Raw genomic sequence first — 12412 nt, 5'->3', positions numbered from 1 at the left:
GCTGGCGCACTAAAATGACCGCTTCCCGTCATCTCAGCGCGCCTGTCGCCAGGCGTGCCGCCATCCATGCAACATTTCGCGTCCGACAACTACGCCGGCATCTGTCCCGAGGCGCTCGAGGCGCTGATCGCCGCCAATAACAGCGGCCACGAGCCGGCCTATGGCGACGACTCCTGGACCAACCAGGTGTGCGACCGTCTGCGCGAGCTGTTTCAGACCGACTGCGAAGTGTTCTTCGTCTTCAACGGCACGGCGGCCAACTCGCTGGCGCTGGCGTCACTGTGCCAGTCGTATCACTCGGTGATCTGCCACGATCTCGCGCACATCGAAACCGACGAATGCGGCGGCCCTGAATTCTTCTCGGGCGGCTCGAAGCTGCTGACCGCGCCGGGCGTCGGCGGCAAGCTCACGCCGGACGCGATCGAAGCGGTCGTCACGCGCCGCGCCGACATCCACTATCCGAAACCGAAGGTCGTTACGCTGACGCAATCGACGGAGGTGGGCACCGTCTACAGCGTTGAAGAAGTGCGGGCGATCGCGGCGATCGCCAAACGGCGTCATCTGAAAGTGCATATGGACGGTGCGCGTTTCGCCAACGCGGTCGCGGCCCTCGACGTGCATCCGTCCGAAATCACGTGGCGCGCGGGCGTGGACGTGCTGTGCTTCGGCGGCACCAAGAATGGCCTGCCGGTCGGCGAGGCGGTAGTGTTCTTCGACCGCGCGCTCGCCGACGATTTCGCCTACCGTCTGAAACAGGCCGGCCAGCTAGCCTCGAAGATGCGCTTCATCTCCGCGCCGTGGCTCGGCCTGCTCGACAACGACGTCTGGTTGCGCAACGCCCGCCATGCGAATGCGATGGCGCAATTGCTGCAAACGCGGTTGCAGGAAATTCCCGGCGTCAGCATCATGTTCCCGAGCGAATCGAACGCGGTATTCGCGCAATTGCCGGCACAAGCCGCGAAGGCGATGCGCGCGCGAGGCTGGAAGTTCTACGAATTCATCGGCGCGGGCGGTTGCCGGCTGATGTGCGCATGGGACACGCAGCCGGAAACCGTCGAGCGCTTCGCCGCCGAAGTGCGCGAACTGTGCGCGGCATAGAGCGGTTGTGAAGCCGCGCCGAAACCGCACTGAACCCCGTGTCGAATAAAGCGGGCCGCACCGACCCCGATCGTTACAGAACATCATCAGATACAAGACATAAGAGACGTCTCCACTCGCCATGACCGAATACCGATTTTGTCCTCGCTGTGCCACGCCGCTGACCGAGCGTACCGATGCCGAGCACGAGGGTGGCCGCATCCGCCAGACCTGTCCCGATACGGCATGCGGCTACGTCCACTGGAACAACCCGCTGCCGGTCGTGGCCGCGATCGTCGAGTACGAAGGCAAGATCCTGCTCGCGCGCAACGCGGCCTGGGCGGAAGGCATGTTCGCGCTGATCACCGGCTTCCTCGAAAACGGCGAGACGCCGGAAGAGGGCATCGCCCGCGAAGTGTTCGAGGAAACCTCGCTGCACGCGGAGACGGTCGAGCTGATTGGTGTGTACGAATTCATCCGCAAAAACGAACTGATCGTCGCCTATCACGTGAAGGCGTACGGGACCATCGCGCTGTCGCCGGAGTTGCTCGAATATCGCCTTGTCGAGCCGGCCAAACTGCGGCCGTGGCGCGCGGGCACGGGTCAGGCGCTCGGCGAATGGATGCGCCGGCGCGGTCTGCCATTCGAATTCGTCGAGAAGCCGGGACAATAAATTTTCGCCAGGCGAGGAGCACGAGCCTGGCTTACGTCTTCGATCCAACCGGCACCACACGTTCCCACTCATTCGTCACGTCACAATGAACAAACCCGCCCCCGACACGCGCACCGCCTATTCGCATTTTCTGCCGATCACGACGCGCTGGATGGACAACGATGTCTACGGCCATGTGAACAACGTCGTCTACTACAGCTACTTCGATACGGTGGTGAACGAGTATCTGATTCGCGCGGGCGTGCTCGACTTCGAGCACGGCGCCACCATCGGCCTCGTGGTCGAGACGCATTGCAATTACTTCGCGCCGCTGGTGTTTCCCGAGCGCGTGGAGGCGGGGCTACGAGTGGTACGTCTCGGCACATCGAGCGTGCGGTACGAAGTAGCGCTTTTCAGGGAAGGCGAAGATCAGCCCGCCGCGCAAGGGCACTTCGTGCACGTGTACGTGGATCGCGTCACACGTCGTCCGGTGACATTGCCGGCCGAACTGCGTGCGGCGCTCGAACCGCTGACCGTCGCGACGGTGGCGGAATAGGCGCGTGCAGTCGTTTGTCATCAATCTGCTCAACGGCGTCAGTTATGGCCTGCTGCTGTTCATGCTGTCGGCAGGCCTCACGCTGATCTTCAGCATGCTCGGCGTGTTGAATTTCGCGCACGCGAGCTTCTATATGCTCGGCGCGTACGTCGGCTTTTCGGTGGCGGCGCGCACGGGATTCTGGAGTGCGCTGGTGATCGCGCCGTTGATCGTGGGTCTGATCGGCGCCGCCCTGGAGCGCTGGCTATTGCGGCGGGTACGCCCGCACGGTCATCTCGCCGAATTGCTGCTTACGTTCGGCGCTGCCTATCTGCTCGGCGAAGCGGTCAAGCTCGGCTGGGGCTTGAGCGCGCTCAGCGCAACGGTGCCGGCCGTGCTCGACGGACCGCTTTTCACGCTCTACGGCGCGGCGTTCGCGCGCTACCGGGCGTTCATGATGGCGGTGTCGCTGGCGATGCTGGTGGCGTTGTACGCGGTGCTGCGCGTGTCGAAAGCGGGGTTGATCGTGCGGGCCGCGCTCACGCACGCGAGCGCCGTCGAAGCGCTCGGCCATAACGTGCCGCGCGTATTCACTGGCGTCTTCGCGGCGGGCACGGCGCTCGCCGCGTTGGCCGGCGTGATCGGTGCGCCGCTCTTCGTCATCGAGCCGGCGATGGCGGAATCGGTCGGCTCGATCGTGTTTGTCGTGGTTGTGATCGGCGGGCTGGGTTCGTTGAGCGGGGCGCTCGCGGCATCGCTGATCGTCGGCTGCGTGCAGACTTTTGCGGTGGCGAGCAATGTCTCACTGGGCGATCTCATCGCGGTTTTCGGCGAACCGCTGCCAACCGAATGGGACACGCTGACGCTCGCGCAACTGGCGCCTTTGATTCCCTATCTGCTGCTGGTCGCGATGCTGGCGCTGCGCCCGCGCGGCCTGTTCGGACGGCGAGACGACCATGCGTGACATGCCCGCGGCGAGCGCCTCGTCCGCGGCGCGGTCCGGTTCGATCGTGCGGCTGACCGCGCCATGGCTTGCGCTCGTCCTGTTTCTCGTCGTGCCGCCATTCGTGTGGCCACAAAGCTGGCTGCTCGCCTATCTCGCGCAGACCGCGACGATGATCGTATTCGCGCTCTCGTACAACCTGCTGCTCGGCGAGACGGGGCTGCTGTCGTTCGGTCACGCGGCTTATGCGGGCCTTGGCGCGCTGATCGCGGCGCAAGTGTTCAACCGCGTCGGCGTGCCGCTTGCGGTGCTGCCGTTGATCGGCGGCATCGGTGGCGCGCTGTGCGGCGTGCTGTTCGGCTTCGTGTCGACGCGGCGCTCGGGCACGGCCTTCGCGATGATCACGCTCGGCATCGGCGAACTCGTCGCGGCCGCCGCATGGACGTTGCCCGACTGGTTCGGCGGCGAGGCTGGCGTGCCGATCGACCGGGCAAGCGGGCCGATGGTCGGCAGCTGGAGCTTCGGCCCGGCTCGCGAGGCGTATGCGCTGATCGTGCTGTGGTGTCTGCTGGCGAGCGGGGCGATGTTCGTCCTGTCGCGCACGCCTTTTATGCGTCTCGCCAACGCCGTGCGTGACAACCCGGCCCGCGCTGTGGCGATCGGCTGCTACCCGCGCCGCATCCGCTATGGCGTAGTCGTATTTTCGGCGTTTTTTGCGGGCCTCGCGGGTACGCTGGGGTTGATCAATGTCGAGCTGGTGTCGACCGAAAGCGTCGGCATGATGCGCTCGGGCGCCGTGCTGATCGCTACCGTGATCGGCGGTACGGCGGCGTTTTTCGGGCCGGTCGCGGGTGCGATCGTGCTGACGTTTTTCAGCGTCGCGGTGGCGAGCGTCACGCGGGCGTGGCTGTTCTATCTCGGGCTGTTCTTCATCGTGGTCGTGGTGGCCTCGCCCGACGGAGTGGCGGGCTTCGTGCGACGGCACACGGCGCGCATCGCCGAATATGGCTGGCGAGCGAGCAGCGCTGCTTATCTCGCCGGTACCGTGGCCGCGCTGTTGTGGGCGGCAGCAGTGGTACTCGTGGTGCAGTGGGCATATGCCGTGCAATTCGGCGCGGACGACGGCGCGGCTTTCACCATCGCCGGCATGTCGATCGAAGTGGCTTCTTCGCCTCTGCGGCTGGGTACGGCGGTTTTCGTGCTTGCCGTGGTGGGCGGCCTCACCGCGCGTTACGCCATGCGCGCGCAACAGCGGCTTGCTCATCGCACCCCATCGGCCGCCACGGGAGACGCGCGGTGATCCCGGCGCTCGCGCTCTACGGCATCGAAAAGCGCTTCGGCGCTACACGAATTCTGCGTGGCGTCGATCTCGCGATCCAACCCGGCGAGCGTCACGCGCTGATCGGCCCGAACGGCGCCGGCAAGTCGACGCTCTTTAACCTGATCGCCGGCGGCGCGCGACCAAACGCGGGACGTATCGTTCTGTTCGGTGCTGACATTACGCGCCTCGCGCCGGCCGCGATCACACGGCGTGGCCTCGCGCGTAGCTTCCAGACCACCAGCGTGTTCGCTCAGCTCGATGTATTCGACAATCTGCGTTGCGCCGCGATGCTTGCCGAGCGCGACCGCACCCGCTGGTGGCAGCGTTTCAGCGGTTCGCGCACGGTCGACGCACGTGCCGAACAGGTGCTCGAAGCCGTCGGCTTGAGCGCACGCCGGCACATGCAGGCCGGCACGCTCAGTTATGCCGAACAGCGCGCGCTCGACCTGGGTCTGGCGCTCGCGGGCGGCGCGCACACTTTGCTGCTCGACGAACCGACCGCCGGCATGAACCGCGCCGAAGCTGCCCGCGCCATCGAGCTGATTCGCGAGACCACGGCCGGCCGCACGCTGCTGATGGTCGAGCACGACATGGAGGCGGTGTTCGCGATTGCCGACCGCATTTCCGTACTGGTGCAGGGCCGTGTTATCGCGACCGGCACGCCGTCGGCGATTCGCGCGGACGCGGCGGTGCGAGCGGCCTATCTCGGCGAGGACTTCGAGACATGACGCCCTTGCTCGATATTCAAGGACTGAACGCCTGGTACGGTGCCAGCCAGGCGTTGCACGGCGTCACGCTGCATATCGACGCCGGTGAAGTCGTCGCGCTGGTGGGACGCAACGGTTCTGGCCGCTCGACGCTGGCACGGGCGATCATGGGTCTCGTGCGTAGCGAGGGCGGCTTGCGTTTTGCTGGTCAGTCGCTTGGCGCGCGGCGCACCTTCGAGATCGCGCGTCTCGGGCTCGGCTATGTTCCCGAGCATCGCGACGTGTTTCCGACGCTCAGTGTCGACGAGAATCTGCAACTTGGTGTGGCGCCGCGGGATCGTGGGCGCACGCCGCGGTTTGGTTTTGAGGATGCGTACGAACTGTTCCCGGTTCTGCGCGAACGAAAGCGTACGCGGGCTGGGGCGCTTTCGGGCGGCGAGCAGCAGATGCTGACCCTGGCTCGGGCGCTGCTTGGAGACCCGGATCTGCTGGTAGTCGACGAACCCGGCGAGGGGCTGGCAAGCCAGGTGATGGTGCAGGTTGCTGAGTGTCTGCGGACGTTGCGGGATCGTGGTGTGGCGATGTTGCTGATCGAGCAGCGGCTCGTTATCGCAAGGGGTATCGCCAATCGGGTGGCGGTGATGGGGCATGGGGAGATTGTGTTTGATGATGTGGTCGATTCATTTGTTAAGCGCTCTGATGTGATGCAGGAATGGCTTGGAATTGGATAGGTTCTTTTTGCCTTTTGCGGCGGCATTATTTGGTTCGCCTACGGCGTTGGTTGTTTCTTTTCTTATTGGTTTATTAGCGTTCCCCCTGTGCGGGGGGGCACCTACTTTTCTTTGCCGCCGCAAAGAAAAGTAGGCAAAAGAAAGCGGCTCCAACCGCCAATTCTTAAGCGGCTCTCCTGGCTTGGAGGGGATCGTGGCTCCGTAGAGATTGAGCCTGCGCACCTTCTGGCCTGAGTGACCAGGCCGTCATGCTTCCGGCGGCGCTGCGCGCGCCGGGGCGGTACTTCACAAAACCATCGGTGTTTTTCGGCGCCTCGCCGAGGCGAAGCCGATGGCCCCCACCGCGCACAAACGAAGCGCCCGGTTTCCGTGGTGGACCCGTCCGCGACGCACGCAGTGCGGAGTGGGAGCGAATGACGGCTGTGTCACAGACCGTAAAGGACCGAGGTGTGATCCGTTAATCGGACCACCAGCCCCTCCAAGCCAGGGGACCCGCTTAAGAATTGGCGGTTTGAGCCGCTTTCTTTTGCCTACTTTTCTTTGCGGCGGCAAAGAAAAGTAGGTGCCCCCCCGCACAGGGGGAACGCTAATAAACCAATAAGAAGAGAAACAACCAACGCCGTAGGCACACAGCAAAAATGCCGCCGCTAAAGGCAAAAAACCTCAGCAATCTTTATCAATAATCCACTCATGCGCTGGATCATTGCGAAAATGCCAAACCCTCTGCCCCCCGGCCATGACATTCAAGTAATAACTCTCATACCCGTAGGGCACAACAACCGGATGATACCCACGCGGCACCATCACCACATCGTGGTTCTCGACAGCCATCGACTCATCGATATCCCGCATATCGGTATACACGCGTTGAAAAGCGAACCCTTGCGGCGGATCGAGCCGATGATAGTAAGTCTCTTCAAGAGAACTCTCATGAGGCACATTATCGGTATCGTGCTTATGCGGCGGATAGCTGGACGCATGCCCCCCAGGTGTCCTCACCTCAACAACCAGCAAAGACTCCGCAAGCTCAGTCTGCGGAAGAATATCGCATACGTATCGCGTATTTAAACCCTTCCCGCGCGTCGAGCGCTTCATGGAAGAAGGCTCAATCACCCGCGCCGGATAAGCGCCCTTGGCAGGCGCACTAGCCACACCAACCTCGGCATCGCGGCAAGCCCGCACAGTCGCCCGCACGCCAGGCGGCAAATACAAAGCACACGGCGCAGCATCCTCGAACACGCTATCGCGTGAGCCCAAAGAACGCCATGTCGAATCAGCAGTCTCGACATCCACCGTGCCTGTGAGTACCACAATACACACCTCGCGCGACGGCTCGAGTACATGCACCACTTCATTCTCACCCAACCGGTAAGCGGCAAACCCCACATACCGCCAACACGCCGACTCGGGCGTCACCCGCGCGATCGTCTGGCCCTCGCGCTGCGCCTTTACCAATAAACTCATGCTGCCTCCTGCGTCGCGCCACCCGCATCGAGCGGTGCGTCGACCAATTCCCGCAATGTCCGATATCCCTTTTGCGCATACTCGAACGACGGCGCGACCGCCGGGTCCTGTTCCGCTTCGACCACCAGCCAGCCGCGATAACCGCGCCGTTTCAATCGATCGATGATCGCCGGGAAGTTCACGGCGCCATCGCCCGGCACAGTGAACGCGCCGTTGATCACCGCATCCAGAAAGCTCCAGTTGCGATTGCGCGCCAGCTTCATCACCGCCGGGCGAACGTCCTTGCAATGCACGTGGCACACACGCCCAATGTGTCTGTCGAGCACGGCGAGCGGATCGCCGCCCGCAAAGGTGATATGCCCGGCGTCGAACAGCAGGCCAACCGCGTCGCTCGTACGTGACATCAGTTGATCGACGTCCGCGGGCGTCTCGACGTACGCACCCATATGATGATGGTAAGCAAGACGCACGCCGCGGCTTAGCGTATATCGCGCGAATTCATCGACACGCGCAGCATACGCGGCCCACTGCGCGTCGCTGAAAAAACGGGGGCGCTGATACAGCGGTTGTGGCGCGCCCTGGATCGAATCGGCGACTTCGCCATAGACCATCGCCGTCGCGCCGTTTTGCGCGAGCAGTTCGAGATGCGGGCCAGCCGAGGCGATTTCTTCCTCCACGCTGCGTCGCGCGAGCCGGCCGGAGTACCAGCCTGAAACCAGAGCCAGGTCGTATTGCGCAAGCAGCGTCTTCAACGCTTGCGGCTCGCGCGGAAACTTGTTGCCGAGTTCAAAGCCCTGATAGCCGATCTGCCGACCCTCGGTCAACGCGACTTCAAGCGGCGTCTCGCCACCGAGCGACGGCAGATCGTCGTTCATCCACGAAAGCGGGTTGATGCCGATACGTACGTCGAAAGCAGTCATGCGGGCGTCCTCATTCGTGGTCGGTAGGCGCAGCGGGGCGCGGCGCATCGTCAGGCTCGGCGCGCGCCGCGAGCTGCGCGTCGTAGCGCGCACGGGCGGCACGCACGGTGTCGCGCGACGATACTTCGGGTACGGCGACTTCCCACCACCAGCCGCCGTCGTCGGTGGTGCGGGCAGGGTCGGTGTCGATGCTGATGACGTAGGTTCGGTCGGCGTCGCGCGCGCGTTGCATTGCGGCCTCCAGACCGGCCACGTTCGCAACGTGCTCGGCCTGGGCGCCGAGCGCGCGCGCATGGGCGGCGAAATCGATTTTTGGTGCGCCGAGCGGACCTTGCACGCAATCGTCGAGCAGGTTATTGAACGGCGCGCCACCGCAGGCCTGCTGCAAACGGTTGATACACCCGTAGCCGCGATTGTCCAGCACCACCACGATCAGCTTCGCGCCGATCATCACGGAGGTCGCGATTTCGCTATTCATCATCAGGTAGCTGCCGTCGCCGATCATCACGATCACGTCGCGCGCCGGCCGCGCGAGTTTCACCCCGAGGCCGCCCGCGATCTCGTAGCCCATGCACGAGTAGCCATATTCGACGTGATACGCGCCCGGCTTGCCGGCGCGCCATAGCTTGTGCAACTCGGCAGGCAAGGTGCCGGCAGCGCATACGACGATGTCGTCCGTTGCCGATCTCGCGCTCGACCGCTGCACCGCACCGATCACGTCGCCCTCATAGGGCAGCACGGTATCGCGTTGCGGCGCATGCGTGAGCGTGCTGACGGTGTCGCGCCAGCTTGCCGCGAGCTTGTGCGCGTGCGCGGTCCAGGTGCGTTCGGCGTGCCAGCTCTGCAGCGGTTCGGCGAGCGCCTCGAGCGCGAGACGCGCATCGGCTTCGACCACCAGCGCGCGATGCTTGAGGCCGTCGAAAGCATTCGCGTTGATGCCGATCACGTCGGCCTGAGTGAACAGCGTGTTCGAGCCGGTCGTGAAGTCCTGCAGGCGCGTGCCGATCGCAACCACGCAGTCGGCATCATGGGCGAGCGCGTTCGCGGCCGGTGAGCCGGTCACGCCCAATGCACCGACATTCAACGGATCGTTCCAGGCGAGCGAGCCTTTGCCGGCCTGGGTCTCCGCAACCGGAATGCCGTGCGCGGCGGCGAAGCGGTGCAGCGCGTCGGTGGCGCGGCCGTACAGCACGCCACCGCCTGCCACGATCAACGGCCGTTTGGCGCGCCGCAAACGCGCGTAGGCCGCATCGATATCTTCAACGCGCGGGGCAGGCGAATGAAACCTGACAACCCGCGGCGCGAAGAAGTCCACTGGAAAATCCCAGGCCATTGCCTGGACGTCTTGCGGCAGCGCGAGCGTGACCGGACCGCACAGTGCAGCGTCGGTCAGCACGCGTAGGGCACGCGGCAATGCGTTGAGCAACTGCGCCGGATGCACGATGCGATCGAAGTAGCGTGACACCGGCTTGAGCGCGTCGTTGGCGGAGACGTTGCCGTCGTGGAAATCTTCCACCTGCTGCAGCACCGGATCGGGTGCGCGCGAGACGAACACATCGCCTGGCAGCAGCAGGACAGGCAGACGGTTCACATGCGCGAGCGCGGCGGCTGTCACCAGGTTGGTCGCGCCGGGTCCGATCGAGGTCGTGACGGCCATCATGCGGCGCCGGAAATGCGCCTTCGCAAAAGCAATCGCACTATGCGCCATCGCCTGTTCGTTGTGGGCGCGCAGGGTAGGCAGTTCGGCGCGATGCTGATACAAGGCCTCGCCCATGCCCGCCACATTGCCATGGCCGAAGATCGCGAAGACGCCGCCAAAGAGCGGCTCGGTGCCGCTGCCGTCTTCGATCGTGACGCGTTGCGCGGCGAGATAGCGGACGAGCGCCTGCGCGGTCGTCAGACGGATGGTGCCGCCAGTGGTTGATACGTGTGCCTGGGTGGCGTCGTTGGCGGACGCCGTGTCGTGATGCAATACGCGCTGGTTCATGCCGCCTGCTCCTGATGAACGTGGCTCGATGCGGCAGGCTGGGCCGCCGCGTTGCCCCGCGTTGCGCGCCACGAGTCGATCAGCGTTTCAAATGTACGGCGGACCCGTGCGATGAGTTCGTCGTCGCCAATTTCACCGGCCAGCCACGCATGGCTCGGCTCGTGGAAGATCGTGCGGCCCACCGTAAAGCCGCGGCACGTCGCCGACTGCGCGGCCGCGCGGAAGCCATCCTGCAACTGCTCGACGCCCGCCGACAAGCCGAGCAGCACCACGCCACGGCAATACGGATCGCGCTCGGCAATCAGCGCATCGACAGCCTGCCATTGCGCCGCATCCATCGGTTCGAGCTTCCACCATTCCGGATAGATGCCGATGTTGTACAGCCGCTTGAGCGCGCGGTACACGATATCCGGTGCTTGCGGCAGATGCGCGTGCTTCGGCGGGATCACTTCGAGCAGTAACTCATGGCCGCTCGCCTGGGTCGCATCGTAGAGCGCGCGCAACTGGGCTTCCTGTTCGAGACGCTGCTCGACCGGTTCGTCCGGATGGAACTGCACGAGACATTTGGCGACGTGCTCCTGCGGCCACGGAACCAGCGTTGTGCCGATCGAGCGGCCATGGTCGAACACCAGCGGCACGGAACCCGGCAGTTCGACCGGGCGCCCGATCCACCAGCCGCGGCCGGTGGCCGCATTCAGGGCGTCCTGACCATAGCGGTCGTCGATCAATACGCCGATGCGGCCTTGCAGACCGAGTGCGCTCTCGGTTTGCGCAACGGCCTGAACAAACAGGCCCTTCAGTTGCGCGATGCGCGCTTCGTCGGCACCGGTCTGTTGCGCCAGTTCGAAGAACTGGTTGCGATGGTCGAAGGCGAAGCCGAGTACCTCGTGCCACTGTTTGCGGGCAGGGGAGACGCGATGCAGGCGGGCGAGCGCGGTGTCGCGGTCGGGGCGGCGCATGCGTTGCGGGTCGGCCTTGGCTTCGCGCAGGAAGTAATCGAGTTCGGCCGGTGTCGGCATGGCCGGTGCGCAGCCGTGGCGCGATACCACCAGCGCGCCGCTCGCGTTGGCGGCTCGCGCGCAGGCTTCAAGTGGTTGATCGCGCAACCATCCCGAGAGAAAACCCGAGGCGAATGCGTCGCCCGCGCCGAGCACGTTCAACACTTCCACCTCCACGCCGCCATGGATCGGCGCCGCGTCGAGCGAAGCGGGCACGGCGCCGTCGATGATCTGGCAGCCCAATGGGCCACGCTTGACCACCAAAGTGGCCGGCGTCACCGCACGCACCATCGCAAGCGCTTCGATGAGTTCGGTTTTGCCGCCGGCGATACGGAACTCCTCTTCGGTACCGATCACGAGATCGAAGAGCGGCAGGATGCGCTGCAGATGCGCGGTTACGCCTTCATCGGCGACAAAGCGGGTTTCGCCATCCGCTTTGCCGGTGAGCCCCCACAACACCGGGCGATAGTCGATGTCGAGCACGGTGCGCACCTGGTTGGGCCGTGCGTAGTCGAGTGCGCGGCGGCTGGTGCGATTCACCTGTTCGGTCGAGAAATGGGTGCCGGTAATCAGCAACGCCCGGGACGATGCAATGTAGGCTTCGTCGAAATCCGCTTCGTCGACTGCCATGTCCGCGCAGTTCTCGCGATAGAAGATCAGCGGGAAGGTGTCGCGGTCTTTCAGACCGAGCAGCACCAGAGCCGTCAAGCGGTCCTGATCGACGCGCACATGGCTGACGTCACAGCCTTCTCTCGTCAATGTTTCGGTCAGAAAGCGGCCCATGTGATCGTTGCCGACGCGCGCAAGCATCGCCGAGGCGAGCCCGAGCCGCGCGCAACCGAACGCAATATTCGCCGACGAGCCGCCGAGATACTTCGCAAAGCTCGACACGTCTTCGAGCCGCGCGCCGACCTGCTGCGCGTACAGATCGACGGCAAGGCGGCCGAGGCAGACGATGTCGCGGCTGCGGCCCGGTGCGAAACGGCTGGGCGCTGACGAACCTGCGCCGGCCGCACTGGATGTGCTGGAATGATCCATGAATATTCCTGAATAGCTGGGCGCGGCGGCCGGCGCGGC

11 protein-coding genes are annotated in these 12412 nt (G+C 64.4%); 7 read left to right on the top strand and 4 right to left on the bottom strand.

The genetic code is table 11. The features are described 5' to 3' along the window. Nucleotides 1-66: 66 nt before the first annotated feature. The 7 genes from PQR27_RS14815 (at nt 67) to PQR27_RS14785 (ending at nt 5966) form a co-directional block, all read left to right on the top strand. Nucleotides 67-1098 carry a threonine aldolase family protein gene (locus tag PQR27_RS14815; protein WP_408524359.1) on the top strand — a complete coding sequence of 344 codons (1032 nt, stop codon included), beginning with the start codon at nt 67-69 and terminating at the stop codon, nt 1096-1098. 121 nt (nt 1099-1219) lie between these two features. Continuing rightward, the gene (locus PQR27_RS14810) at nt 1220-1750 is read left to right on the top strand and encodes an NUDIX domain-containing protein (RefSeq protein WP_408524358.1); all 531 of its coding nucleotides are present in this window, start codon (nt 1220-1222) and stop codon (nt 1748-1750) included. Nucleotides 1751-1835: 85 nt separating this feature from the next. Beyond that, complete coding sequence (locus tag PQR27_RS14805) at nt 1836-2285, top strand: acyl-CoA thioesterase (RefSeq protein ID WP_408524357.1); 450 nt, start codon at nt 1836-1838, stop codon at nt 2283-2285. A 4-nt stretch (nt 2286-2289) separates the two neighbouring features. Beyond that, nucleotides 2290-3228, top strand: coding sequence for a branched-chain amino acid ABC transporter permease (locus PQR27_RS14800; protein WP_408524356.1), 939 nt, complete (start codon nt 2290-2292; stop codon nt 3226-3228). Then, complete coding sequence (locus PQR27_RS14795) at nt 3221-4507, top strand: branched-chain amino acid ABC transporter permease (protein WP_408524355.1); 1287 nt, start codon at nt 3221-3223, stop codon at nt 4505-4507. The genes PQR27_RS14800 and PQR27_RS14795 overlap by 8 nt, the downstream gene beginning before the upstream one ends. Then, nucleotides 4504-5256 (top strand): ABC transporter ATP-binding protein, encoded by a 753-nt coding sequence (locus tag PQR27_RS14790; RefSeq protein ID WP_408524354.1) that lies wholly within the window; start codon nt 4504-4506, stop codon nt 5254-5256. The genes PQR27_RS14795 and PQR27_RS14790 overlap by 4 nt, the downstream gene beginning before the upstream one ends. Beyond that, on the top strand, nt 5253-5966 hold the full coding sequence (locus tag PQR27_RS14785) for an ABC transporter ATP-binding protein (protein ID WP_408524353.1): 714 nt from the start codon (nt 5253-5255) through the stop codon (nt 5964-5966). Before PQR27_RS14790 ends, PQR27_RS14785 begins: the two co-directional genes overlap by 4 nt. 663 nt (nt 5967-6629) lie before the next feature. Here PQR27_RS14785 and iolB read toward each other — a convergent pair. From iolB to PQR27_RS14765, 4 genes are read right to left on the bottom strand one after another with little or no spacing between them, the layout of a single operon-like run. After that, a complete protein-coding gene (gene iolB / locus PQR27_RS14780) occupies nt 6630-7430 on the bottom strand; it encodes a 5-deoxy-glucuronate isomerase (RefSeq protein ID WP_408524352.1) in 801 nt (266 codons plus the stop codon). Continuing rightward, entirely contained in the window at nt 7427-8350 is a 924-nt protein-coding gene (gene iolE / locus PQR27_RS14775) for a myo-inosose-2 dehydratase (protein ID WP_408524351.1), read from the bottom strand. Before iolE ends, iolB begins: the two co-directional genes overlap by 4 nt. A 10-nt stretch (nt 8351-8360) precedes the next feature. Next, a complete protein-coding gene (iolD, locus tag PQR27_RS14770) occupies nt 8361-10337 on the bottom strand; it encodes a 3D-(3,5/4)-trihydroxycyclohexane-1,2-dione acylhydrolase (decyclizing) (protein WP_408524350.1) in 1977 nt (658 codons plus the stop codon). After that, nucleotides 10334-12373 carry a bifunctional 5-dehydro-2-deoxygluconokinase/5-dehydro-2-deoxyphosphogluconate aldolase gene (locus tag PQR27_RS14765; protein ID WP_408524349.1) on the bottom strand — a complete coding sequence of 680 codons (2040 nt, stop codon included), beginning with the start codon at nt 12371-12373 and terminating at the stop codon, nt 10334-10336. Before PQR27_RS14765 ends, iolD begins: the two co-directional genes overlap by 4 nt. Nucleotides 12374-12412 lie beyond the last annotated feature (39 nt).

It is taken from the genome of Paraburkholderia fungorum (assembly GCF_046027215.1).
Classification (GTDB): Bacteria; Pseudomonadota; Gammaproteobacteria; order Burkholderiales; family Burkholderiaceae; genus Paraburkholderia; species Paraburkholderia fungorum_D.
Note: the sequence above shows the minus strand (reverse complement) of the source record. Positions and strands in the feature narration are given on the sequence as shown.